13 protein-coding genes are annotated in these 26,816 nt (G+C 56.5%); 9 read left to right on the plus strand and 4 right to left on the minus strand.

Going from position 1 to position 26,816, the window contains the following annotated elements; genetic code table 11:
* Positions 1-70 precede the first annotated feature (70 nt).
* From AB1644_11000 to AB1644_11020, 5 genes are all read left to right on the plus strand, one after another.
* Entirely contained in the window at positions 71-1,873 is a 1,803-nt protein-coding gene (locus AB1644_11000; GenBank protein ID MEW6051569.1) for a C1 family peptidase, read from the plus strand.
* Positions 1,874-1,970: 97 nt separating this feature from the next.
* Entirely contained in the window at positions 1,971-2,870 is a 900-nt protein-coding gene (locus AB1644_11005; protein MEW6051570.1) for a homocysteine S-methyltransferase family protein, read from the plus strand.
* 206 nt (positions 2,871-3,076) lie between these two features.
* On the plus strand, positions 3,077-6,712 hold the full coding sequence (locus AB1644_11010; GenBank protein ID MEW6051571.1) for a S8 family serine peptidase: 3,636 nt from the start codon (positions 3,077-3,079) through the stop codon (positions 6,710-6,712).
* Positions 6,709-8,880: a T9SS type A sorting domain-containing protein gene (locus AB1644_11015; GenBank protein MEW6051572.1), complete on the plus strand. Its 2,172-nt coding sequence runs from the start codon at positions 6,709-6,711 to the stop codon at positions 8,878-8,880. Before AB1644_11010 ends, AB1644_11015 begins: the two co-directional genes overlap by 4 nt.
* A gap of 28 nt (positions 8,881-8,908) precedes the next feature.
* Positions 8,909-11,494, plus strand: a complete 2,586-nt coding sequence (locus tag AB1644_11020) for a T9SS type A sorting domain-containing protein (protein MEW6051573.1) — start codon at positions 8,909-8,911, stop codon at positions 11,492-11,494.
* Between the two features lie 14 nt (positions 11,495-11,508).
* Here AB1644_11020 and AB1644_11025 read toward each other — a convergent pair whose 3' ends face one another.
* Entirely contained in the window at positions 11,509-11,985 is a 477-nt protein-coding gene (locus tag AB1644_11025; protein MEW6051574.1) for an EVE domain-containing protein, read from the minus strand.
* 200 nt (positions 11,986-12,185) lie between these two features.
* Here AB1644_11025 and AB1644_11030 point away from each other — a divergent pair, with 200 nt between their 5' ends.
* From AB1644_11030 to AB1644_11040, 3 genes are all read left to right on the plus strand, one after another.
* Complete coding sequence (locus AB1644_11030; protein MEW6051575.1) at positions 12,186-15,911, plus strand: S8 family serine peptidase; 3,726 nt, start codon at positions 12,186-12,188, stop codon at positions 15,909-15,911.
* Between the two features lie 105 nt (positions 15,912-16,016).
* Positions 16,017-16,706: a protein-L-isoaspartate(D-aspartate) O-methyltransferase gene (locus tag AB1644_11035; protein ID MEW6051576.1), complete on the plus strand. Its 690-nt coding sequence runs from the start codon at positions 16,017-16,019 to the stop codon at positions 16,704-16,706.
* Positions 16,707-16,793: 87 nt separating this feature from the next.
* A complete protein-coding gene (locus AB1644_11040) occupies positions 16,794-19,487 on the plus strand; it encodes a zinc-dependent metalloprotease (protein ID MEW6051577.1) in 2,694 nt (897 codons plus the stop codon).
* An 89-nt stretch (positions 19,488-19,576) separates the two neighbouring features.
* Here the strand turns inward: AB1644_11040 and AB1644_11045 are convergent, their stop codons facing one another.
* A complete protein-coding gene (locus AB1644_11045) occupies positions 19,577-20,446 on the minus strand; it encodes a TIGR00730 family Rossman fold protein (protein ID MEW6051578.1) in 870 nt (289 codons plus the stop codon).
* 63 nt (positions 20,447-20,509) lie between these two features.
* Positions 20,510-21,649 carry an ATP-dependent 6-phosphofructokinase gene (locus tag AB1644_11050; protein MEW6051579.1) on the minus strand — a complete coding sequence of 380 codons (1,140 nt, stop codon included), beginning with the start codon at positions 21,647-21,649 and terminating at the stop codon, positions 20,510-20,512.
* Between the two features lie 242 nt (positions 21,650-21,891).
* On the opposite strand from AB1644_11050, the gene glgP reads away from it, so the two are divergent.
* Positions 21,892-24,465, plus strand: a complete 2,574-nt coding sequence (gene glgP / locus AB1644_11055; GenBank protein ID MEW6051580.1) for an alpha-glucan family phosphorylase — start codon at positions 21,892-21,894, stop codon at positions 24,463-24,465.
* A gap of 117 nt (positions 24,466-24,582) precedes the next feature.
* Here the strand turns inward: glgP and AB1644_11060 are convergent, their stop codons facing one another.
* Positions 24,583-26,556 carry a von Willebrand factor type A domain-containing protein gene (locus tag AB1644_11060; protein MEW6051581.1) on the minus strand — a complete coding sequence of 658 codons (1,974 nt, stop codon included), beginning with the start codon at positions 26,554-26,556 and terminating at the stop codon, positions 24,583-24,585.
* Positions 26,557-26,816: the final 260 nt, after the last annotated feature.

The following is a 26,816-nucleotide window of genomic DNA, read 5'->3' on the forward strand; positions in this document are numbered from 1 at the left end:
GACCGCTTTCAGGAGAGCTATCCTCCCCTCTGCATCCCATGGTTGAGCCCAGCACCAGAAGGAGAAGTCGATGTTGAGTCGCGAGCAGTATCGGTGCCCGGCGTTTGTCGGGATTCTATTTCTCATTGTGTTCATGATCGGCGCGAATGCTCCGGTGTTCGGCCAGTTGACAAGCGACGACATAGCCAGGCTGAAGGAGCAAGGCGAAAAAGAGGGGTGGACGTTTATCGTCAAAGAGAACGAAGCCACTCAGTATCCTCTCTCCCAGATCACCGGCTTAAAAGTGCCGGATGATTGGAGGCAGAATGCGAAGGTCTATTCGCCGAAGATCGATCCTGCCACCCTGCCGCCATCGTATGATTGGCGTTCGATAACGGCCATGCCGCCGATTCGTAACCAGGGTGGGTGTGGTAGTTGCTGGGCGTTTGCAACGGTGGGAGCGATGGAGTGCGCCATCAAGATCTACGATGACACCGTGGTCAACCTCTCCGAGCAATGGCTGGTGAGCTGTAATAATCGCGGCTGGGGCTGCGACGGCGGTTGGTTGGCGTTTGATTTCTTTCAGTGGGATAGCGATCCGTGCAACGGTATCGGCGCTATTGCCGAAACGTCTTTTCCGTATGTAGCCGCCGACGTGGCCTGCAGTTGCCCGTATGAGCATCTGTATCGCATCGATTCCTGGGGTTTTGTCGACGGCGAATGGGTCATTCCAACTCCGGAGGCAATGAAGCAGGCGATCATGGAGTATGGTCCAATAGCGGTGTGTGTGTACGCCAACAGTGCTTTCCAGGCATATGGCGGCGGCATTTTCAATGCCTGCGAAAATCAGTGGATAAATCACGCCGTGGTGTTGGTCGGGTGGGATGATACTCAGGGCCCGGGCGGGGTGTGGATCATGCGGAATTCCTGGGGTCAGAGCTGGGGTGAAAGCGGCTATATGCGCATCCCGTACGGATGCTGCGAGATCGGATACGGCGCCGCGTGGATGGACTATTCTGGTGTCCGCTTGAGTGGTACACCTACCTTTGGACCGGCGCCTCTTGCCGTCGACTTCACTGGTGTGTGCGGGCGGACCGTAAATTCATGGTTGTGGGACTTTGGAGATGGCTCCGGGTCGGACATGCAGAACTGCGCGCACAGCTACCAGCCGGGGATGTATAATGTGACGCTCACGGTGCAGACCCCGACCAAGCCGTACCAGGCACTTCGAGTCGACTACGTATCCGTGTACGCCGACACTCTGAACGGTGGAACGCTGAACATTGAGCCGCGACAGAAGATTCGTGTCGATGTGTATGGGAGAAATTGCCTGCCTTTGAAAGAAATGACCATCCCGTTCACCTGGGGCGGACCGTTCGCGCTGACTCTCGATTCGGTGAGCACTGCCGGGCTTCGGACCGACAGCATGGAGACGAGACAGTATATCAACTTCGATCCCTCTAACAGACGTGCTACCTATTTCATGAGGGCTTCAGCGAGCGGCGGTCCGCAGACGTTGGCGGCTGGAGCTGGTCCCGTATTGAGTATTTTCCTGACGGCACCGGGGCTGCTGTATGGAGGACCGCACACGATGTCTTTCGCAGGTTACGGCAATTACTCCCCTACTTTTCTTGCTGAGGCCGGCAGCTACACGCCTATTCTGTATGACGCCGTGCTTAACCGATGCCGTCCGGGTGATGTCGACGGCAACAGCATCGGTCCAGACATATCGGACTTGAGCTACTTAGTGGACTTCTTGTTCATGGGGGGTCCGCAGCCACCATCGGCGCCATCGGCGAATGTCGACGGTCAGGGCCAGGTGGATATTTCCGACCTGACCTACCTGGCGGAATATCTGTTCATGGGAGGACCAGCACCTCAGGCATGCAGTTAGAGTGACCAGTGTTCGGGCGGGTCAGCTGACCCGCCCTTGTTATTTCTAACCGGTCAAGTCGGGCGCGCTCGCAGTTGGTCCGTGCAGACGGAGCAGTATGGATACAACGTTTCGATCACGGTTGTTGCAAGAGCCGGTTCTCTTCGACGGTGGTGTTGGTACGGAGATTCGGTCGCGCGTCAGCATGTACGTGTGCGAGGAGGCGAATCTGGTTAACCCGGATTTGATCCTCGCAATTCACTGCGACTACCTCAGAGCCGGAGCCGACGTTATCACAACCAATACCTTTTGTGCCCAGGCGCGGTACTTAGGCCGACTGGGACTCGCTGCAAGCTGCGCACAGTTCAATCTTCGCGGAGTCGGTCTGGCCAAAGAGGCCTGTGCGAGCCCGGCAGGTGAAAACCGTAACCGGTGGGTGGCAGGATCAATCGGACCCGGCATATCACTGACAGAAAGCGAATTCGATCAGGCGATGGCGGATTATCGAAATCAAGCACAGACACTGACTGAAGCTGGTGCTGATCTGCTCATCATAGAGACCTGTCAATCCGCACTCCAGATGCGGGCGGCATTGGTCGGAGTCAGCCGCGCCGTGGCGGATTCACAACGGGACCTGCCCTTAGTGGTGACCATCGGGCCCACACTGGGAGGATCGTTGCCCGGCGAACTATCCGTGGATCTCCTTGTTCGGGCATACCAGGACCACGGCCTGGCGGCGATCGGGTTCAGTTGCGGCGCCGGTCCATCATCGATGATCAAGCTGCTGGAAAATGCTCGTGATCGTTTTGATGGTCCGCTGGTGGTGCTGCCAAGTGCCGGTCTGCCGATCAATACGCACACCGGTCTCGAATACCCCATCCCGGCGACTGAGTTTGCAGACCAGATGGGGGTCATAATCGAGCGGTTTTCTCCGTCTATAATCGGGGGTTGTTGCGGCACGACTCCCGAGTACATCCGAGCCTTGTCATCCGTTCTTTCCGGAACGCAATCACATTAGTCAGGAATCAGCTTCGCGTTGAGACCGTAGCTTGCCCATAGTCATTCCCCCTTGGTGAATTCTGCCTGCCGAGTTATATTATCGTGTAAGCATTCAACAAACGGGTCTGCTTGAGCGTTAAATACTGAGTGATGGAGCCCGCCGTGACGTCAGCACACCGCCGAAATCCGTCTGTTCATTTATTTGTCGGCGCCATGACACTGCTCATGCCATTGTTTGCCCTTGGGGTCACGGAGGCTCGATCCGAAGAGCTTCGCGGCCCTGTCCCCGGGCGATTCATTGTCAAACTCTCCCCACACACCAAAGCCGCTGTACTTCAACAGGCCGCTGCTACAGAGGGTTCACTCACCGCGATTTCACAGCTCAGACTTCGGGACGATCTTCGCGGGGCCGAGTTTTGGGACCGGTACTACATATTCACTGCCACCAAGTCAGATGCAACCCTCGCGGCGGCAGCATTGGCGATCGGGCAGAACAATATCGAATGGATCGAGCAAGATTACTATCTGGAGTTTTTTGATTTCCCGACGGACCCCCTGTTTACAAACCAGTGGTACCTTCGAAACACCGGGCAGGAGTATCTGGGCATCGACCGCAGAGAAGGAAACGGTAATGACAGTCTGGTGTTGAAACGAGGGGTGGCCGACAAGGACATGCGCGTCTCGGCGTTCTATCAGACTCCGCCGATCGAAACGACGCGAGTGGTTGTGGCGATTGTTGATACCGGCACGGACCCAGACCATCCCGAGCTGGCCGGACGATACTGGAAAAACCCGGACGAAATTCCATCAAACGGAATCGATGATGACCACAACGGCTTTGTGGATGACACGCTGGGGTACGACGTCTCCGGGGATATTCCGTCGTTATTCAATATCGTTGGCGACAATGACCCGACCGACATTGTCGGCCACGGCACACATATTGCCGGAATCGTGGCGGCCAATGCCGACGGCAACGGCGTTGTCGGCGTCGCGCCGTGGGCAGAGATCATGTCGGTCAAGATCAGACCGAATGCCACCAATGCGGTTGGGGCCGCAGGCATCATGTATGCCGTCAACGCGGGAGCGCAGGTTATCAACATCAGTTGGGGAACGCCGTTTGAGGCGCTGATCCTGAAAGACGCCCTCGACTTCGCGCGTCGCAACGGTGTTTTTGTCGCCATTGCGGCCGGTAATACCGGGCGGCAGGACACATTCTATCCGGCTGCCTTCGATTCCGCGTTCGCTGTCGCGGCCGGGAATTCTTCGGGATTCGTGGCGTCGTTCTCAACTTTTGGCCCGCAAATCGACATAACGGCCCCCGGGCTCGACATCCTTTCGCTGCGTGCGGCGGGAACAGACATGTACGCTGATGCCGGTGAACCTGGCGTGCGGATCATTGGACCGGACTCGCTCTATTACCTTGCCGATGGGACCTCGATGGCTGCTCCAGTCGTGGCCGGGGCAGCAGCATTCTTGTTGGGGGTGCGACCCGATCTGAATCTCGACCAACTCGAAGACCTGCTTCGCATGGGAGCGTCCGATCTGGTTGACCCGCTGGACAAGAACGATACGCTGCCGGGACCAGATTCAGTTTCCGGCTACGGCTACATCAACGTAGCACAATCGTATGGTTTACTGCAACACGGCGGGTTAACCTTTGCACAGCCGACCCGCATGAGCCGTTACACCGGTGCGGTGCCGATCGTGGTGAGACCAGTAGCTTCGTACTCCGGCCCCTGGTGGTTGGCGTACGCCGTCCCGTGCGATCCCAACAATTGGCTCCCTATCGACTCAGGCTTATTATTCCCATCAGACTCACTGACCTGGAATTTCGACCAGCCGGCCATCAACGGCGATGTGACCCTTCGCCTGCTTGATGAGTTCGGTACTAGCATCACCACTCGCTTTACGTACGTGAACTCGCGCGGTCTGGAGTTGACGTCGCCGGCTCCCGCGGAGGAACTCCGCTACAACGTCATGATCCGCGGCTCAGCGTACGGACCTCATTTCGATTCCATGTTGCTGTCGTTTCAGTCTGCGGGTAAGCAGCCGATCCAGTTGCTTCGGAGCAGTGCCGAGTTTTTCGATACATTGATCTATACGTGGAATATCTCCGGGGTGGATACCGGTGATGCGACGATTCTCCTGACCGGCCATTTCGATGGCACAGTTGTGACCGATTCGATACCGGTGCGGATCAGTTCGACCTACGCGGCCGGATGGCCACAGGCGCTGGCTGGTCGTGGCTCACAAACGCCGGTTTGCGGCGATATCGATGGTGACGGGCAGAAGGAGATCATTGTAGGGACGAGTTCCGGGTTGTATGCGTTTCACGCCAATGGCGTCGTTGTCGACGGATTTCCGCTCATGCCTGACAAAGACATGCGCTGTGTGCCGGCCATATTCGACGTCGATGGCGACGGCAGTAATGATATCATTACGACGAACGAAGATGGCATCCACGTGTTTCGACACGATGGTACTGAGGCGCTCGGCTGGCCGAAAAATTGCACCACCGGCCTGCTCGCGTTTGGCTACCCAAATCCGACTGTCACGAATCTCACGCCGAATGAGCCGCCGGCGATCGCAATCGTCAACGAGGGGGGACAACTTCTGGCCTACGAACTGAACGGCGACTCATATTTCTACTCGCTCAGGGGATTCTACTCATCAATCAACCCCGGATGGACACCGGCGTATCGATACGGCGGTAATCTGGTGACGACAACTGATCTCAATGGCGACAATCTCCGAGAGGCGGTCGCAAGTTTCAGCGGCATTCTGCCGTCCTCGGGGACAGCGGTGTTCGATGGTCGCACCGGTCAACCCGCCTTTGATCTGCCATCACCACTGGTAATCAACGCGACTGTTGTCTACGGCACCGCGCTCGCCGATCTCACCGGTGATAGTCTCCCGGAGATCGTGAGCTGTGGCTACGACGCCACCAACGCCCGCGTTATATGGGCGAAGACTCAGGGGCTGTTCGATCTGCCCGGGTTCCCCATCCGGCTGCCGGAAATGAGCGGATGGCGCGGGAACTTCCCTACGCTCGCGGATCTCGACCTCGACGGCATTCCGGAGATTCTCTGCACGTTCTTCGAGTTTGATATAGGGACGTTGTATATTTTTCGTGTCGATGGCACACCGTACATTGAGAGAGCAGGCAGACCGGTCGGCGAAGCTTTTCGGTACTCCATGACTTTCGGTGTACCGATGGTGGCCAATCTGGCCGGCGATCAGTATCCGGAGATTGTCTTCCGGGGCGGTTACATCCTCCCAGGCACCGGCACAGAGAAGCTCTTCCTGCTCGATTACCAGGCAAATCTCCTCCCTGGCTGGCCGATCACCACAGCGGCGCCCAACAATCTTGTCATTTCCAGTCCCTACGCGCCTCTGGTGGATGATATCGATGGCGACGGTTTTGTTGAGATGGCTTTGACGGGCGATGCCAACCAGATATTTGTCTGGAATTTGGAGACCTCTTATGACAACGGCCGAAACAGCGCCCGGTTACTTGGCGACAATCGAAACAGCGCCATTCTCCCGGGCGCCGCGGTGCCCACTGATGCACCTGCCGAGGGAGGCACGCTGCCAACAACGCTGACCTTGCGGCAGAACTATCCCAATCCTTTTAATCCATCGACAACCATATCCTTCGCACTGCCGCAAAGAGGCAAGATACGGTTGACGGTGTTCAACCTGCTCGGGCAGCAGGTAGCTACTCTTGTCGATAACGAGTTGCCTCCCGGAGAGCATCGAGTGCAATTCGATGGTTCTGCATATGCCTCCGGTCTTTATCTGTACCGACTTGTCACTGACAATGGGACGGTTGCCAAAAAGATGTTGCTGATAAAATGAAAAGACTACTTCCGATCATACTTGCGTTTGCCCTTGCCGCGCCGGACGCCCGCGCGCTGATTTCGCGCGACCCGAACTTCACACTCCTGTGGAACGGATTTAACTCGGTCTTCGTGCGGGACAGTTTTGTCGTAGCGGCAGGCAACGATGGACTGATGGTGCTCCGGTATGATTCAGCAACTTCATTGTACGGTCCGGTGACGACACGATTTCTGGATTCGCGTCCGGCCCGCCTGAAGGTCACGGCGGACGTGATGAGTGTACAGACCGATGCGCAAACGCTTTACTTCTACGACCTAAGCCGCCTTCCGGAACTGGCCCAACTGGGATACGCCGATCTTGGTGGGACGCCGATCACAGACTTCGATCTGCACGGCCAGAGTCTATTTGTCTGCCGTGGATTCAAGGGGCTCTGGCGGTATCAACTGACCAACTACTCGTCCCCGCAGTTTATCGATTCGAGCATGCTGGGGATCCACTATGTGCAAGTGCAGTCCAACGACAGCGAACTGCTGGCACTGGACGACTACAACGGGATTCTTCGATACCGGCTCGACACAGTCGGGTTCGGAACGTTCATCGACTATCTATACATTCCGTTCCGAGTAAGCTCGTTTCTCGCGTTTGACTCGACTATCGCGCTGAGTACCGACACCGACGCCGTTATGCTGGCGCGCTTTGGTGCCGCAGGCCCCACGATATTCGATACCATTGGTCTATTCTCGGTGCCTCAACGCATGTATGCGATTGACACGATGCTGGTCGTTACCAATGACGACATGAACCTGGTGGAAGTGGTCAGCCTTCGGAGCTTCACGGTCTTCCATTCGTATCTGCTGGATGCTCCTGCTCTGAACAAACAGGCAGCGGTTTTTGAGCGGTATGGCGAGAATTTCATCATGTTCGCCGGTGCCTCAGGAGGCCTTCTTACCTATTCGCTCGACGAACTCTGGTTCAATCCTGCACCGCGCCAGGGGCTGGGACGGCCGGGCAATATCACGGGCCTGGCGATGATCGATAACCGGCTGTATACGGCCGGCGTCGCGAATCCGCTCGATGCTTATTCGCTGGCCCTTGATGGAAACCCGACCTTCGATACGACCTACCTGCAGGGACTGAATCAGGTGTCGGCCATGACCAACAATGGTGATACGTTGTTCGTGCAGTACACGCAGATGAAGCGTGTGTTCATTCTGGAGATGCGGCCGGAATCGCTGGCCTTTGGGGGTGCGATCCTCAACGATGCCGACCCGGTTGTTCAGCTCCTGTTCAACCCGCACTACATCGACACCCTCAGGTCGTTCTTTGTCGCTCAGGAGACCAAGGTGCGGCTGTACACGATCTCCGACCCTGACGCCGACTCCAACCCAGGCTTGATTTTGCCGGCAGGGTCGGTTTCCGTACTGGGGAGGATACGTCGAATAGCCGTACTGGACTCGGTGCTCTGCATTGCGAGCAACAAAGGACTCTGGCTCTACCGCATCTACAATGATTTCACGACCGATTATCGGACACATATCGACCTGACCGCCGAGGCGAATCATCTGCTTCCATATCAGGGGAAGCTGCTGGTCTTCGATGCCAATGATATGGTGGTGTTTGATATCACCGACCCGGCATTGCCGGTAGTCGATACGACTATCGCCATGCCGTTCGGCGTGTATGGCGCCACGTTCGCCGAAGATCGCCTGTATACCGTGGGACCGTACGGGATCATGGTGTTCGATGCCACGGGTCCGTTACCGAGCTTGCTTGACTATGGTGGGCGGTCCGGTTCACTGATCGCAGCCGAGAACGGCATCGTGGCTGTCTCCGACGGCTCCGCCATCCACATCTTCGATCTGAGAACATTCCGCACTGACTTCGTCAATAACGACAACGCCGGACCGGAGTCATTTTCGCTTGAGCAAAACTACCCCAACCCCTTCAATCCCAGCACGACCATTGCCTATTATTTGCCGTATCCTTCCCGCGTTGATCTGATCGTGTACAACATCCTCGGGCAGGAAGTGATCACGCTTGTCGACGAGGTGCGACCGGCCGGAATCCACACAGTCGAATGGGACGGCAGTACCAGCGCCGGTTCTCCCGCGAGCACAGGTGTGTACTTCTATCGCTTGACAGCCGGCGAACGGACCGAGACGCGTAAGATGATTCTCCTGAAATAACTCAGTGAGCCTGTGCCGTGATCTGCCCATGAAACCGCTCTCCTGCCTTGCCATCGCCGCTGCTGTTTTACTCCTGGCGGTCCCACTTTCTGCAGGGACTTTCGTCACCAACTCGACAGCCGATTCGCACGACGTAAACCCCGGCGACGGAATCTGCGGCGACCATATCGACGTGGTTAGTTCGCACTGCACTGTCAGAGCGGCTATTGAAGAAGCGAACGCCATACCCGGGCCGGATACAATCGTCGTGACAGCATCGGAGATTCCGCACATACTTGCGTTCGGTACATTGACGGTGACCGACAACGGTACAGCTATCCGCGGCGAGTCGGGTACGAGCATGCTCGACGGGCTTAATAATCCGTTTGGCGCTCCGATCCTCGACTTGTTGTCAGACAGCAATAGCGTTACCGGAATGTCATTTCAGCGTTCCCGTGGCGACGCCCTGGTCGTATCCGGGAGTTTCAATGTCATAGGTGGCGGCTCGAGCGAAGAGGGGAATCGGTTCGTCAATAATGGGCTGGACCTTCCGGACAGCTACGCGCTGCGAATTTCAGGAAAATCGGCCTCAGGGAATCTCATACTTCACAACTTCATCGGCATGACCGGCAACGGCACCGAACCGTTCGGCAACAGCAACGGGATAGCCATCGACAACGAAGCGCACGACAACGTGGTGGGCCGAGCTTCGAGCGCCTGGGCGAATCTGATATCGGGCAACAAAGGGTACGGTGTGCTGATCTCGGGAGGTGCACATGATAATGAGATCCTTGGCAATGTCATCGGTGCTGATATTACCGGCACCCGTGTGGCGCCGAACGGGTCAGGCGGAATTCTCGTGCGGAGCGGCGCGCATGACAACATGATCGGTAACCAGATCGACTCCTCCGGCAATATCATTTCAGGAAATGACGGTAATGGCATTACCGTCACGGGCAGCACCACGACAGAGAATTACGTATGCCGGAATCTGATCGGACCGGACATTACCGGTCTGCTCCCGCTTGCTAACGGCGGCGACGGCGTACGCATCGAGAATGGCGCGCACAGCAATTATATAGGCGGTTGTGTGGTGTCATCAGGCAATATCATCTCGGGCAACCGCGGTAGCGGGATCAGACTCACCGGTACGGGGACCTCACAAAACCAAATCTCGCACAATTGGATTGGCCCGGATATCCGTGGCTTCGGCGGTTTTTCAAGCGGCCAGGACAACAGCAACGGAATTTATCTTGGTGAAGGTGCGTCCGAGAATATCGTCGGCGGTACAATGGCTGACCGAAATGTCATATCTGGCAACAACTACTGCGGGGTATTGCTGACCAGTACAGGGACCAATGCCAACCGCATTTCCGGCAATTTCATCGGGACATCGACGGCCGGTTCCAGCACTCTGGAGAACGGCTGCGGTGTCATGATACAAAACGGCGCCTCGCACAATGTTGTCGGCGGCAACGCGATGACAGAAGGGAATGTCATCTCAGGCAACCGGGGACTGTTGTTCCCCTATGGAGCCGGGGTTGCGATCTATGATGAGGGGACGAACTATAATCAGGTGACAGGAAACAAGATCGGGACCGACAGCACCGGCACACGCGCCGTGCGAAATGGCTCGGCAGGCATAATTATCGGTGCCGGCGCTCAGCACAATCAAGTCGGCGGTACAAGTTTGGCAGAGCGAAATCTCATCTCAGGAAATGGTTCCGGTGCGATTGTACCTTCACTCGGACGCGGTGTCCATTTGTTCGGGAATGGAACATCCTTCAATCAGATTATCGGAAACGCGATAGGTCTTTCATCCACCGGATCAGTGCTGGCAAATGCCGGTAACGGCATTGCGCTGGTCGACGGTGCCACCGACAATCAGGTCGGCGGGTCCGATGACACCTACGGCAACGCCATCGCATTTAACCGTGGACACGCGGTGTACCTCGCCGATACAGGCACGTTCGATAACAGCATCAGACACAACTCCATGTACACGAATGACAGTCTTGGAATCGCGATTCGCCGGAGCGCCCAGCGCTCGATAACCGCTCCGAGCATTCTCGTTATGGACAACGATACGGTGACCGGCATCGGAGCGCCGCCGCTCGGTGTGGTCGATCTGTATCTGGCGGCAAGTGATCCATCGGGGCGTGGCGAAGGCAAGAAATGGCTGGCTACGACGACCGCCGACATCAATGGCAGTTTCAAAATGACGGCCGCCGGTTTGGGATCAGTCGATACCCTCACGGCTCAGGCTACTGACATCGAGGGAAACAGTTCGGAGTTTTCCATCAATGTGCCGGTGGGCCAGGTGACTGACATTTCCGATGAGGGTGGCGAACTGCCGGCGGCGTTCAGGTTGGAGCAGAACTATCCCAACCCGTTTAATGCGTCCACACAGATTGCGTACTCACTCCCCAGTGCCGGACTGGTCGAACTCAAAATCTACAACATCGTGGGACAATTGCTGGCAACACTTGTGAGTACCCCACAGTCCGCCGGCAATCATGTGGCGGTATGGGACGGGCGAAACGATGCCGGAATTGTGGTGTCCAGCGGCGTGTATTGGTATCGACTGACAACGGCTGATCGAACCGAAAGCAGGAAAATGCTGCTGCTTAAGTGAGGACCATATTGTGCCTAATCAAGTTGCCGACTCAGTTTCTGAATCACCCCCCACTCCTTTGCCGTCACCGGCTGGATTGAAAGCCGACTCCCCTTCTGGCAGACCATCATCTTCTCCAACCCTTTTGTCTGCCGTAGAACTGCGAGCGGGATGACATCGGGCAGTTTCAATTTGAACTTCACGTCAACCATAAACCAGATCGGGTTCTGTTCCGTAGCTTTTGGATCGAAATACGGATTGGTCCGGTCACGAGCGGTATGATCAGGGTAACCGGACCGGACAACCTCGGCTATGCCCGCGACACCCACAACATCGGTTGAGCTGTGATAGAACAGGACCTCGTCTCCTACTTGAACCAGATCGCGCAAGGTATTCCGCGACTGGTAATTGCGCACGCCACTCCATGGCGCGGTTTGACCCGGGCTGTGCGCCAGATCGTCTATTGAGAACTCGCTCGGCTCGGACTTGAAAAGCCAGTAACGTTTGGGCATCAAACTGTTTCTCCGGCAGATAAATAACACAGAGATTCTCCGATTTCAAGCCTGCTTAAACGTCTTGACCTAATCGTAAACAGGCCAATAAGATACTGGTTGACAAATGGGGCGTTTTTTGTACTTTACACACGATGCATAATATTATGCCCATGTTCTTACCATTTGAGATCAACTGCTCATAATACAAGGGAATGACCATGAGACCACAGTCGCGACTCGCAGTCATCGTCTCCCTCATGATTCTGATTCTGACCGCCGGCAGCGCGCTGGCGGACCTGGACTTCGCTGTCAAACTCCGCACGGGTGACGTTTACACAACCACCAACAAAACCGCCATGCCGGCTTCAGCGGGGTTGGTAGATAAGCACATTTTGATACAATTCAATGGCCCCGTAACGGACCAGGAGAAAGCCCGCCTGACAACGCTTGGCATCGAGGTACTCGATTACGTCCCTTACTATGCCTACACCGCGCGCGTGACCCGCGCCTTCGATGCCTCGAAGCTCGATGCCTATCGTGTGCGCTGGTACGGCGAGATCAAGGCCGACTATAAAATATCCCCATATATCACCGAGGTAGGCATCAAACCGTGGGCGCGTCGGGGCGGCGATTTGGTGCAGTATACGATAGTGCTGCATCGCGACGAAGATATCGATTTCTGGAGCACTGAACTCCAGGCACAGCTTGGTGCGCAGATCGTCGGCCAGGAACGCACGACCAATGCGATTGAGTTGATAATTCCTGAACCGTCTTTTTATCGACTGTCCGAGTTGGACGCTATTGTCTGGATCGAGCCGGCGCCACCGGACCCGATTGAATACAACAACTCTGCCCGCGTCAACACCAACGCCGAAGTGGCGCAAGCCGCGCCAATGAATCTATCGGGTCTTGGGGTGTCGGTGGCCGAATGGGATGGTGGCGGCGTGGACGGAAATCACAATGATTTCGGCCGTCGGGTGACCTCGATGGACGGAGCTGCGATTGCCACCCACGCGACACATGTGGCCGGGACCGTGCTCGGTTCCGGCTCTGAATCGGGCGGGACCTATCGCGGCATGGCGCCTGAGGCAGAACTGCTGTCCTATTTGTGGTGGGGCAGCGCTTCATCGGCGTTCAATCAGTATTCAAACGTGATCAATAACTACAACGCCACCATAAGCACAAACTCGTGGGGGTACGGGGTCGGTAACCCGGCCACGCAGGCAGCGTGCGAAGCGACGCTCGGCAACTATTACAGCGAGGATGCCACGCTCGACAATTTGGTGCGAGGTTCCGCAGGTGAACCGATAGTCATCTGCTGGGCGGCCGGGAATCAGCGGGGCAGTTCCTCCTCCTATTGCGGTTCGATCGGCTGGACGTATAACACCGTCGATCCCCTGGCCAGCTCAAAGAACGTGATCACTGTCGGGGCGATCAATTCAAACAACAGCAGCATGACCAGTTTTTCATCGTGGGGCCCCACCGACGATGGTCGCATTAAGCCGGACGTCGTTGGACCCGGCTGCCAGAGTAACGACGATGGCGGCTTAACCAGTACCAGACCAGGGTCAGGGTACACGGTGTTGTGCGGTACCTCGATGGCCACACCGGCGGTGGCCGGGGTTGTGGCTTTGGTACGAGAGTCGTGGGACCTGCATTTCGCACCATCAAACCCGCTATCTTCGACCATAAAGGGAGTTCTGATAAACACGGCCATCGATCTGGGGAATGTCGGTCCGGACTTCGCGAATGGCCACGGTAAAGTGGATGCTGTCGCGGCCTGTAACAAGATCGCCGTCGGTGGGCCCTCGTATCAGGAAAATCAGATATCGACCGGGCAAACGCAGGTCTATGACTTGACAGTTCCAAGCGGCGCTGCCAAAGTTAAGCTCACGCTGGTGTGGGATGATCCTGGGGGAGCGGGGATCGCCGGGAAGAACCTCATCAACGATCTCGACCTGACTTTGGTGGATCCGTTTGGCGCCGAACATCAGCCATGGGTGCTCAATCCGCTGATTCCGAGCCTGGCGGCGACCACCGCTGTGGATCGAACGAACAACGTCGAGACGGTCGAGTTGGACAACCCGCAGCCGGGGCTATGGAGCGCCAGGGTCAACGGGTACAATATCCCAAATGGCCCCCAGAGTTATTCGTTGGTGTTTACGCCGGACAGCATCTACACGCCCGGCAACCTCTTAGCGCTGGCTGTGTATGATAACGGCGATCAAGTCCAGAATGCCGGGACACAAGTGCCTGTACCGTTCTGGGTCTCGAATGTGGGCGCTACCTCCGATTCTGTGCATGTCACAATTTCCGATAATCGCGGCTGGCTACTTTCGAATGTCGACACCATCGTCATACTGAATCAGTTTGATTCATCGTACGTCCCGGTCACAGCACAGATTCCCGGAGGATTGCTGGCCGGTGACAGCACGCTCGTTACGTGTAGCGCCGTCAGCGAAACCGACACAGTAGTGACTGCACAGGGCGTAGTGGAGCTCTCCGTCGCCGCAGTTCATGTCATCAGTGTAGCGCCGCCGACGGCAGACACGGTCCCGTCACCGACGTCGTACCCGTTCTCGGCAATGGTCCGCAACGAAGGGAACGCCTTCAACACGATCACGGTGTCGCCATCCGATCAACGGCAGTGGGCATTCTCACCGGCGAACCGCGTAGTCGGTATTTCACCAGGAGACAGTGCCGTTGTGTCCTTCACACTGGCAGTGCCGCCCGAAGAAGCTCATATGGCAACTAATCAGGTTACCCTGAATGCCACCAGCACGGGCGGAGCAACCGATGCACCGGTGTTCGTTCTAACCGTCTACAACCCTTTTCCGCCCCCCACGCTGCTGATACCCGATGCCTCCGCGTACACGCAGAGCCGCACGCCGGAGTTTGCATGGACTAAAGAATCAGGGACGACGTTCCGGTTGTATGTCGCGCAGGACAGCTCGATGACCTCCCCGATCCGCAACTACGGAAGCTTGACAGATACCGTCTTCAGTCTGCCGCCAGCCGACTCTCTGATTGATGGCGTCTACTATTGGGCAGTGCGGCTATACGTGGGGGTGGACTCGTCATCGCTCCAGCGATACCCGCACAGGGTAGTAGTGGACAATACGCCGCCAACATCAGTGGGCGCGGTTTCACCCATCAATCGTTACGACAGCTTAATAACCGTGATCTTCACGCTCTCCGGGACACCACCTCCCCCATATGTGGGCAAGGCTCCCGAATGGAATGAGATTCAGGTGGCTAATGACTCAACCTTCGGCTCCCTCATCTCGACTCTGGCGCTTGATGCGTTTACTGTCCCGGCTGCCGGCGTTCTTCCAGAAGGGCGGCTGTACTGGCGTGCCCGCCGAGTGGATTCTGCCGGCAATGCTACGGCGTTCACACCGGTCGTGAACTTCGTGCACGACACGCAGACTCCGCCAATTCCGACACCGACATTCCCGGCTAACGCCGCGACCATCGGTGGTGATCTCGTGTTTCGTTGGGACGCCGGCCCAGTGCCGCCGTATGAACGCTCGGCTGAGTTCTATTTCCTGCACGTTTCCAATCGCGCCGACTTCGCCGACTACAGCACCTTCGCCGATTTCCTGTTTGCGGACAGTCAACTGATACAGTCGCCGCCGCTTGTTGAAGGGACAACGTATTATTGGCGGGTGAAGACCATCGACTCGGCCGGATTCTACTCCGACTACAGCGCGCCGTTTCACTTCACGTATCTCAGCTATGTCTGCGGTGATGTGGATGGCAGTCTGACCGGGCCGGATATCAGCGACCTTTCGCGGCTTGTCGACTACCTGTTCTTTGGCGGCTCTACGCCGGATCCGGTTAATGCAGCTTCATTCGACTGCAACATGACGATCGATATCTCGGACTTGACCATCCTGGTCGATTTCCTGTTTGCCGGCGGCGCGCCTCTCTGCTGCCCATAGCCAGACTGACTGCTTGCTTTACCAAGGACCCGCCACGGCGGGTCTTTTTTTTGCCTTGGACAAGACCAATCGCGAGTTTGCGTCTTTTGCAGCTATATTACTCTTATGAGATTTCCCTGGAACGGCAGACACGAGGAGCAGTTCGCTGAACTGCGGGAGGCGATGGTGCTTGAGCAGATCGAGCGGCGCGGCATCACTGACCGCACCGTACTCGACGCCATGCGTACAGTGCCACGCCATTTTTTTGTTCCCGAATCGAGTAGGGCGGACGCCTACGCCGATGGGCCGCTGTCAATTGGTCACGGCCAGACAATCTCCCAGCCATACGTGGTGGCCTCGATGACCGAGGCGTTAAGGCTTGACCATCGCAGCCGAGTTCTGGAGGTGGGGACAGGCTCGGGGTATCAGACGGCCGTCCTCGCCGAAATTGCCGCGCGAGTGTATTCTATTGAGATTCTCCCCGACCTGTCGCAGCGTGCGACCGTCCTGTTGGCCAGACTTGGGTACACGAATATCGAGACTTCGGTGAGAAACGGCTATCACGGCTGGCCCGAGGAGGCTCCGTTTGACGGCATCATCGTGACGGCCGCAGCCAGCCATGTACCGCCCGACCTGTTAACGCAAATGGCCGAAACCGGCCGACTGGTCATTCCGGTTCAGGAGTACGGTCCGGAACGGCAGGACCTGGTGTTGGTGGAGCGAACCGATGGCGGCCTGAAACGGCAGGTCCTGTATCAGGTCAGGTTTGTGCCGCTGGTTGAAGAAGGCGGCCTGTCGGATAACCTGGACCCATGATTTAGGCCGGAACCTTTACCGGCCAGATGCGTCATAGTACTATTGTTATCGGTATCCATACGTTCACATCGTGTAAGGAGACGCAGCATGCGCGTGTTTCATCGAGTCATTCTCCTCACCTCCCTATGCGCCGTACTTCTGACCGACCTGGCCCTCGCCGGTCGCAGGGAGTATACGCTGACCGGCCTCAAGAAGCCGATCTCCGCTAAAGGATCATCCGGACTAAGCGACAGCGAGAAGCCGTTCGCCGACGTGGTCAAGAATCGTGTGGCCATTGGGGGGCTCTTCACGTTCTATCTGGACACCACCACCAACAGTATGTTCATGGCGATCAAGCCACACCAGTTCGACAAAGTGTTCCTGTGCGGAACCACGCTCTCACGCGCCGAAGGAGCCTTTTTCGATAACGGCGCCATGGACGAAACTTTCCCGTTCTACTTCACGCGAGTCGGCAAAAAAGTCATGATGATGGAGAAGAACCTTCGCCTGCGTGCCGACAGCAGTTCCAGCCTGCGGCGGGCGGTCTCTTCGGGGCTGTCGGATCACTTGTTTTCCTCCGCCAAAGTTGAGTCGAAACCGGATACCAGCGGCGCCATCCTGGTGGATGCCTCGGCGTTCTTTGTCCGGGACGCTAACAATGTCAACTACTTCCTGGGTCAGATGGGCCAGACCGGTCTGGCATTCGATCGTGACAATTCCTATCTGGAATTGGTCAAGTCATTTCCGGAGAACTCCGAGATCGATGTCCGCCTCCATTACCGAACCGCCAAGCCGGTTTCGGCGGTGACTATGCAGAACCCGTACTCGCTGTTTCATACCTATCATTACTCATTATCTAACCTTCCAGAAACGGACTACGTGCCGCGCATCGCGGATGACCGCGTCGGGCACTTTCAGACTCTTTACGAGGACTACTCCACCCTCGACAAGGAGACACCCTATGTGCGGTACATCAATCGCTGGAATCTGAAGAAGAAAGACCCAGATGCGCGGATCTCAGAGCCGGTGGAGCCGATCGTGTTCTGGGTAGAGAACACTGTCCCTAAAGAGTATCGCGGCGCAGTGGCCGAGGGCATTGAGTTCTGGAATCCTGCATTCGAAAAGATCGGGTTCCGGAGCGCGATCATCGCCAGGCAGATGCCGGACACAGCCACCTGGGACCCCGCCGACGTGCGATACAACACAGTTCGTTGGATGGTCATTCCAGGGGGCGGATATGCGGTCGGGCCAAGCCGAGCCAATCCTTTCACCGGCCAGATATACGACGCTGATATCCGGGTGTCGTCAGACTTCATCCGCTACATGTTCAGCAACATGGAGAATTTCATCAAGCCGGTATCGTTTGACGGCATGATCGCCGATGACACCATTGGGTTCCGGAAGGCGCTCTCCCAGAGATCGATCGAATCGGGCAGCTTCTGCACCTATGGGTCGGAGTCCGCCATGGAGGCAGCTTTCGGACTGGCGTATCTCGAAAGCATGGGAGATCTGGCCAACAAGGACTCGCTCACAAAAGAATATGTGCACTCGTACATTGTCGAACTTGTCGCCCACGAGGTGGGACACACGCTGGGGTTCCGGCATAATTTTAAGGCATCGACAGCGTACGCACTCGAGCAACTGGCGAACCGGGATTTCACGCGGACCCACAGCACCGGCGGCACCGTCATGGATTACACCCCGCCGAATATCGCCGGAAAGGGAAAACCACAGGGTGAATACTATGCCTCCACACCCGGTCCCTATGACAACTGGGTAATCGAATACGCCTACTCCGATTTCGGCGCCGAAACCCCCGAGGAAGAACTGCCGAAATTGAACGAGATCGCATCCCGGACGGCCGATCTGACGCTGGCGTACGGTACCGACGAGGATGCTTTCGGCATCAGTCCAAAATCGGTGGACCCTGCCTGCAATCTGTTTGACCAGGGGAACGACGCGCTGAAATTCGCACGGCACAAGATCGGATTAACCCGCGAACTGTGGACCAACACGATCAAGGAATTCGAAAAGCCGGGAACGCGCTATCAGAAGATACTGTCCGTATTCCAGACCGGCTGGCGGTCGTATATCGAAGCCGCGCAGTGGGCGCCCAAATATGTCGGCGGCCTGTACGTGCGGCGCTCCCATATCGGCGATCCAAGCGGGACAGACCCGTTCGAACCGGTGGCCGCAGCGGACCAACGGAAAGCGGTCGAATTCCTGAGTGAGAATTTCTATGCTCCCAAGGCGTTCGACCTGCCCGCCGAGCTTCTCAACAAACTACAGCAGGAGAACCTTCAGGACTTCACCTTCTCAGCATTCACCACACCTCAGGTCGATTATCCGTTCCATCAGATGGTGCTCGCAGTCCAGAAGCTCTCGCTCGACAAGTTGTATCACCCGCTTACGATCGGGCGCCTCCTGAACAATTCGAGCCGGTTCAAAGCGGGGCAGGAAAAGTACACCATGTTCGATATGTTCACGGATGTCCGCAAGTCGATCTGGTCGGAAGCCGCGACGGCCGCAAATGTCAACAGTTTCCGCCGCCAGTTGCAACTGGCGCATTTGGGAGAGGTGATCGATATCTATCTGAGCAACCCGGCCATGTATCCATCGGACGCCCGCTCGTTGGCAGCCAACGACCTGGATATTCTGGAGAACGCCGCATCACGTGCGGCTGCGGCGGGCGGAGTCGATGATATGTCGCGAGCGCATTACAAAGAAGTGGTGCGTCAGATTGCCGCGGCCAAGAAAGCGCAGCGGAGTTACTCGTCAGGCATTATGATCATGGGCGGTTGACGCCAGGGGAGTTGACAAAGATCGGTCTTTCGGGGTCGGAGTAATCCGGCCCCGTTTTTCTTCACCAATGGAACGGTGTGATTGGGGAGTTATTTGCGGTTGTTGTTGGCCGACTGGTAGAAGAACTTGATGTAATTCCAGGCGTCACGAGCCTTGTCGGCATAGACGAACAACTTGATGTCTTCTTCGTCGATCGTCCCTTCGGCTACCAGGTGCTCGAACGCGATCACTTTGCGCCAATATTTCTCGCCGAACAAAACGATGGGCAACGGTTTGACCTTTTTCGTCTGCACGAGGGTCAGAGCTTCGAACAGTTCGTCCAGTGTGCCAAAACCGCCCGGAAATGCCACCAGCGCTTTGGCACGCATCAGGAAGTGCATTTTGCGGATGGCGAAGTAATGGAACTGCATACACAGGTCACGGGAGATGTAGGGATTCGGTTCCTGCTCCATCGGCAGCGTGATGTTCAAACCGATTGACTTGGCGTTGACATCGAAGGCTCCGCGATTGGCGGCCTCCATGATGCCGGGACCACCACCTGTCACGATGACATATTCGTGGCGGTCGGCCATCTGGCACTCCGACGATACCAGGCGGGCGAACTCGCGAGCTTCATCATAATAACGGGATTTGGTCTGGATCGACTTCGCTACGGCCAGCTGCTTGCGAAGGGCCCGGTCCCTGGGGCGCGATTTCACTCGTTTGGCAAGTTGGGCAACTCTGCGCTGTGCGTCGGCCGGTTCCACAATGCGTGTCCCGCCGAACACGACGATGGTCGATTGTACTTTGTGCTCACGGAACAGCATCTCCGGCTTCAGCAATTCAAGCTGAAGGCGCACCGGACGAAGGTCATCCCGTTTCAGAAATTCGAGATCTTCATAGGCAACGCGGTACGCCGAAGTCTCCTTGAGCGCAGCTAGTTTCTTCTCCCGGTCTGTCCGCTTGCGAAAGATCCTCATGAAGACATGCTCCTGGAAATGTTTACTAATAAACGCTGAAAGCGGACAGTCATTCGAACCCGGCTACCTGGCCACATCGGCGAGATACTTTTCAAGTGAGATAGAAGTGGGAACACCCAGACTTATTCCAACTGACTGCGCTGTTTTCACCCAGGGATGTTCTGGTGTGACCAGGCGTAGTTTTCCGGCAACATCTTTGATAGCGACCGAGGTCAGCTCGTTCCTCTGCAGCGCCACCATGCGACCATAGTCGCCGCGCATCACCAGGTGGACCGCTTCCACACCCAGCCGCGTAGCCAGAATTCGGTCGAACGCGCTCGGCGAGCCACCGCGGAGCAGGTGACCCAGAATGGTGACCCGGCATTCGATATTCAGAATCCCCTCGAGTTGCGCTGCTATCTGACGCGACACACCACCCAGCCGAATGGCATCGGGCGAGTTTTTGACCCGGCGACTTACCGTCATTTCGCCGCCGACCGGCTTGGCTCCCTCGCCAACAATGACGATCGAGAAGTTCTTTCCCTGGCCGTTGCGGATACGGACCTGCTCGCAGATCGAGTCAATATCGTATGGAAATTCCGGTATCAGAATGATATCGCCACCCCCGGCCAATCCGGAGCCGAGCGCCAGCCATCCGGCATATCGCCCCATCACCTCGATCAGCATCACCCGATGGTGAGACTGCGCCGTTGTATGAATGCGGTCGATGGCATCGGTGGCCGCCACAAGGGCAGAATCGAATCCAAACGTGACATCGGTACCGACCAGATCATTGTCAATGGTCTTGGGCACACCGACTACCCGCAACCCCTTTTCCGCCATCCCGGCTGAAGCCGCCATGGTGCCGTCACCGCCTATGGCGATTAGCGAGTCCAACCCGAGTCGCTCGAAATTCAGAAGTCCCTGCGAAGACCTGTCCAGATAGACGTAATCATCCCCCTGAAGCACCGGGAAACGGAATGGGTCACACCGGTTGGACGTCCCAAGTATGGTCCCCCCTTGCGACAACAGGCCGGACACATCCTTGGAATCCAGAGTGCGATACCGGCTCTCGATCAGACCTTCGTAGCCATCGGCAAAACCGACCACCTCGGCGCCATAGTCGTTTTCGGCGGTGCGAACCACCGCCCGGATGACGGCATTGAGGCCCGGGCAGTCGCCACCGCCGGTCAGAATGCCGATCCGTCTCTTTGCTTTTGCCATATGTTTATCTTACCACACTTGGTGCGCACAGAAAACAAGTATTTGCGGTTGCCCACCTCTTTTTGTTTACTATCATCGGTAAGTTGACTTTCCGACTGAACCCCTCGGCGCCGATGAAACGGAAGACAGTAGCGCCAGAGTGTCCCGACAGTTGGTAAATAAATGTGTCGGCGGGTCGATATTTATGAGGTAATGGCGGACTGATGGCGAGCCGCTCCCACAAGGCATAACAGGGATGTAACATGCGTATAAAACAGCTTCTGGTCCTACCTAAACTGCCCCAGCGAATTAGTTCGTTACAAGAGATGGCCCACAACCTCTGGTATTCGTGGAACTGGGAGATCGTGCGGCTGTTTATCCGTCTCGATCCGGATATGTGGGAGGCATGCTATCAGAATCCGGTTGAAATGCTGGCCCGACTGCCGCAGGAGACCCTGCTCAAAGCGGCCCAGGATGAAGCTTTCCTGGTCAGCCTCGACCGCGTCCACGAGAAATATCGCGACTATATGGAACGCAAGAAGTGGTTCCATTACAAATACGGGTCGCTTGAAAACCGGCGCATCGCCTATTTCTCGCTTGAATATGGTCTCGATACCGGACTGCCGGTGTATTCGGGGGGATTGGGCGTCCTGTCAGGCGATACCCTCAAATCTGCCTCCGATCTTGGCCTGCCCATGACCGCCGTAGGGCTTCTTTATCGCTACGGCTATTTCCGCCAGTTTCTTTCCCCGGATGGCTGGCAACAAGAGCGGTACGAGGAGAACGATTGGTACCACATGCCGGTCGAATTGGTGAAAAGCGACAAAGATGAACCGGTGCGCGTTAAACTTGACCTCGATGGCACTCCCGTACTTCTCCAGATTTGGAAAGTTCATGTCGGCCTCACGCCGCTTTATTTGCTGGACAGCAATATACCGGAGAACTCCACCAAGGCGCGCGACATCACCTCCGTCCTATACGGCGGCGATAAGGACATGCGGATCCGCCAGGAGATAGTCTTGGGAATAGGCGGCGTGCGCGCACTGCGTGCGGTGGGGATCGAGCCTTCGATCTACCATATCAACGAAGGTCACTCCTGGTTTCTGACACTGGAGCGACTCCGCCAACTGATGCAGGAGAAGGGACTCAGTTTCGCCGAGGCATCTCAGTATATCTGGTCGACGGCCGTCTTTACGACCCATACCCCTGTTCCGGCCGGCAATGAGCGCTTTGATCCGGTACTGGTTCATCGCTATCTCGGCCCGATGGTCAAGGACCTGGGAATCACCTGGAAGGATTTCCTTTCCATTGGTCGCGTCAATCCGGGCGATGAGAACGAGACATTCTGCATGACCGTGGCGGCGCTCAAGTACTCCGCCTTCGTCAACGGCGTTTCACAACTGCACAGCAAGGTCACCCGCGACATGTGGCACAATATCTGGCCGGACCTCCCGCGCGAGGAGGTACCCATTAGGGGGATCACCAACGGCATCCACCCGTCTTCGTGGGTCTCGCACGACATGACCGAGTTGTACGAATCATATTTCGGTCCGCGATACACGGAGCGACCGGGCGCACCGGAGGTCTGGGAACGCGTGGACAAGATACCGGATGTCGAGTTGTGGCGTGTGCACTGCAAACGGCGGGAACGACTGGTCTTCTTTGCGCGCAAACGGCTCAGACTACAGCTTTCCCGGCGGTCAGCCTCGCAAGTCGATCTTCAGCGTGCCGAACAAGTGCTGGATCCCAACACGCTGACCATTGGCTTTGCGCGAAGATTCTCGACGTACAAACGTGGCGCGCTCCTCTTTAGCGATCCGGACCGGCTGGCCCGGATGATCAACAATGAGAAATGCCCGGTGCAGGTCATTATTGCCGGCAAAGCCCACCCTCTGGATAATCCCGGCAAAGAGATCATCAAGAAGATCATCGGCTACGCCAGCGAGGAGCGATTCCGAAATCGGATTATCTTCCTCGAAGATTATGACATCAACGTCGCGCGATATCTGGTCCAGGGCTCCGATATCTGGCTGAATAATCCCCGTCGCCCCGAAGAAGCATCCGGCACCTCCGGTATGAAAGCAGCCATTAACGGCGCCCTGAACGTGTCCATTCTCGACGGCTGGTGGGCCGAGGGATACAGTGAGGAAGTCGGTTTCAAGATCGGTCACGGCGAAGAATACGACAATGTCGACGTCCAGGACCGCTTGGAAGCGGAGTCGTTGTACAACGTGCTGGAGCGCGAAGTCATCCCGCTGTTCTATTCCCGCAACGGGCGCGGGTTGCCGTCCGAATGGATATTGAAAATGAAAGCGTCGGTCCGTTCGGCCGGTCAGCGATTTTCCGCTCAACGGATGCTGATGAATTACGCCGACCTTTTTTATGCCCCGGCGCTTATTACATCGGACCGGATGGCAGCCGATAATTTCACACTCAACCGCGATGTTACCGCCTGGCTCGACCGGGTCAGCAGGAGTTGGGAGAAGATTGCCATAAAGGACATCGAGGTTCCCGAACTTGGTCCAACGGTACAGGTGGGACAAAGGATCCCGGTCAGACTAAAGGTGTTCCTCGGCGCCATAACGCCGAATGATGTCCGGGTGGAGGTGGTGGCCGGGCGGCTCAACACGCAGGAGTCGCTTCTGAATTTCAACCCGGTGCCGGCCATGCTTGACGGTGACCCGACACAACAGCGTCCGACGGAAGAAGGCCTTTACACGTACTCGACTGAGGTCACTTGCCGTGAATCAGGAAGGTTTGGCATCTCGGCTCGGGTCATCCCTCACAACGAGAACCTGGTTCATACGCGTAAACCGAAGCTCATCAGTTGGTGGTGAGATTGCAAACCATCAGGTTCTTCCCATCAAACAGTGCTGTTCCTGACAAAACAGTGCGGTCAGGCGTCCCCGCCTGACCGCATTCATTTTGGAAAGCAGGCCCTTTCAAGAACAGCGTTACTCTTCCCACTCAGTGTGATAACCTGAAAGGTCCCGAGCGCGGCCGATCAAATCCACCAGCTCGCGGGTCTGCTCGTTAGGCAGCTGACTGGAAATATCGGCCGCCATGCTTAAAAGATCGTCATAGTCGTTGTTCGCAGAGTACGGTGTCCCCTTCAGAAGCTCGGCGAATCGTGAAGCAACTACCGCCAGCCTGAACTCCGGTCGGGCGTTTTGAAAATCGCGATTCAGTCCGCGGGACTCGATATCACGCGAGACTTCCGTTACTTCAGTTTGGCCGGGGTCTTTCCAGCGAACCGCAATCGTCCCGATGGCACCGGAAGCACGGCGCTTCGTCAACTGCAATTCGTACAAAGCCGTGACCTCATGCCCGGCGCCAATCTCTCCCCCATCCTGTTTGTTGTCCCGAAACTTATGATCCGGCACGGCGCGGTTTTCGTAGCCGATCAGGCGATAAGCGGAGACGACGCCGGGATCGAACTCGACCTGCACCTTGACATCACGGCCAAGCATCTGGATGTTACCGGTCAGTTGTTCCACGAACAATGTGCGCGCCTGTTCGTAGTCGTCCACATAAGCGTACTTGCCGTTCCCCTTCTTCGCCAGCTGCTCAAGGAGTACGTCGTTGTAGTTCCCCATGCCGAAGCCAAACGTGCTCAGGGTGATCCCCTTCTGGGTGAACCGTCGTATCTCAGCCATGATGGCGTCCGGGCTGGTCTTGCCTACGTTGGCGACGCCATCGCTGCACAGAATCACCATGTTGGTGTAACTATCTGCGAACTGCCTATTGGCCATCTGATATCCCAGCTTCAATCCTGCCTCGGCATAGGTGGAGCCGCGCGGATAGAGCGAGTTGATGCGTGCCATGATAAGATCGCAGTGATCGGCGCGGGTCGGCTGCAGCACCACAAAAGCTTCCGAGCCGTACGCCACCACGCCAACTCGATCACGACCATTCAATTGGTTCAGGAGCATCTGCATCGACTGCTTGACCAACTGCAGCCGGTTGTCGTACCCCATCGAGCCGGAGACATCGATGACGATTGTCAGATTCAACGGCGCTCGCTCGCGGCGTGAGACCTCCTGCCCTTTAATGCCGATCTTCAGAAATGACCTTCTTGTATCGAACGGCGAACTGCTTATTTCCGTGAAGATGCGGAACCGGGATTCATCCGGCGGATTGTAGCCGTAATCGAAATGATTGACAAACTCCTCGACCCGGATCGCGTCTTGGGGCGGCAGGTTTCCCTCAATGAGATACCTGCGCGCCAGTGTGTAGGAGGCATCGTCGACATCCACGGCAAAGGTCGAAAACCGGTCGCGCCGGGTCTCGACGAAACCGTTGGTGCCGTAATCGCGGAAGAACATGTCGTACGGAAGCGAATACGGGCTCGGTACAACTTGCGGCACTACGATTGGAGGTTCATATCTACCGCGGTCCCGGTAATTTTCATTCACCTTCGGCGCGGCTGTACTCCCGGTAACCTGATCGCGCCGCACAATACTCTGTTCAATACCGGAACGGGTATCCTGAGCCGACTTGCCCGCCCCCTCCTTCAGTTCGGGCAACAGCATATCGATATTGGCGTGCTCGTCCGTAAGAGCGGGCTGTTTCTCCAGCTTGTGCTTTTCGGTATCCTTAGGCTGAAGTGCTATATCAATCTGCCGTTTCTGACCCGCGAACACTGTCACCGCCGACAGTTCTTTGGTTTCAAAATCCGCATGGCTAAATCGGACGGAATATGTCGCGCTTGGCATGTTGCCAAAGTTGAAGAAACCATCGCTGTCTGATGTTGTCACCTGCTTGGTGCCAAGGAGCGTCACTGTGACCCCGCCTATTCCCTCTCCGGATTCCGCATTGGTGATCCTCCCTTCAAGCTGCCCCGCCCTCTCAGCCGCAGTTGCTATGGTGCAACTTATCAACAGCACGATTGCGACTGCCCATCTGACAATTCGATACTGGCCACTCATGGCTGATCTCCTTTCACTTTGGTTCAATTATTCGTTTTCTATTTTCTGCCCTCTTTACTTCCGTGGGAGCAAAATCTTCCGCCAAAACTTGATGATGGACAAAAATGGAAACCGACCGGCAAAAACACCGTAGATGCATCTGGATGAATCTGTTCGGGACAGCAACCCTCATATTTTGTCAGCGGCACGGAGTTGGCGTGCCCGTGGCCCGGAAACGGGGATTAACCGCTTGACAGTCAACTCAGTAGGGTCTTAATTCG

It is taken from the genome of Candidatus Zixiibacteriota bacterium (assembly GCA_040753875.1).
In the GTDB taxonomy this organism is placed as follows: Bacteria; Zixibacteria; MSB-5A5; order GN15; family FEB-12; genus DATKJY01.

Excerpts from the sequence above, each read along its gene's own strand:
- AB1644_11000 (MEW6051569.1), top strand. The coding sequence starts at position 71 with ATGTTGAGTCGCGAGCAGTATCGGTGCCCGGCGTTTGTCGGGATTCTA.
- AB1644_11005 (MEW6051570.1), top strand. The coding sequence starts at position 1,971 with ATGGATACAACGTTTCGATCACGGTTGTTGCAAGAGCCGGTTCTCTTC.
- AB1644_11010 (MEW6051571.1), top strand. The coding sequence starts at position 3,077 with ATGCCATTGTTTGCCCTTGGGGTCACGGAGGCTCGATCCGAAGAGCTT.
- AB1644_11015 (MEW6051572.1), top strand. The coding sequence starts at position 6,709 with ATGAAAAGACTACTTCCGATCATACTTGCGTTTGCCCTTGCCGCGCCG.
- AB1644_11020 (MEW6051573.1), top strand. The coding sequence starts at position 8,909 with ATGAAACCGCTCTCCTGCCTTGCCATCGCCGCTGCTGTTTTACTCCTG.
- AB1644_11025 (MEW6051574.1), bottom strand. The coding sequence starts at position 11,985 with ATGCCCAAACGTTACTGGCTTTTCAAGTCCGAGCCGAGCGAGTTCTCA.
- AB1644_11030 (MEW6051575.1), top strand. The coding sequence starts at position 12,186 with ATGAGACCACAGTCGCGACTCGCAGTCATCGTCTCCCTCATGATTCTG.
- AB1644_11035 (MEW6051576.1), top strand. The coding sequence starts at position 16,017 with ATGAGATTTCCCTGGAACGGCAGACACGAGGAGCAGTTCGCTGAACTG.
- AB1644_11040 (MEW6051577.1), top strand. The coding sequence starts at position 16,794 with ATGCGCGTGTTTCATCGAGTCATTCTCCTCACCTCCCTATGCGCCGTA.
- AB1644_11045 (MEW6051578.1), bottom strand. The coding sequence starts at position 20,446 with ATGAGGATCTTTCGCAAGCGGACAGACCGGGAGAAGAAACTAGCTGCG.
- AB1644_11050 (MEW6051579.1), bottom strand. The coding sequence starts at position 21,649 with ATGGCAAAAGCAAAGAGACGGATCGGCATTCTGACCGGCGGTGGCGAC.
- glgP (MEW6051580.1), top strand. The coding sequence starts at position 21,892 with ATGCGTATAAAACAGCTTCTGGTCCTACCTAAACTGCCCCAGCGAATT.
- AB1644_11060 (MEW6051581.1), bottom strand. The coding sequence starts at position 26,556 with ATGAGTGGCCAGTATCGAATTGTCAGATGGGCAGTCGCAATCGTGCTG.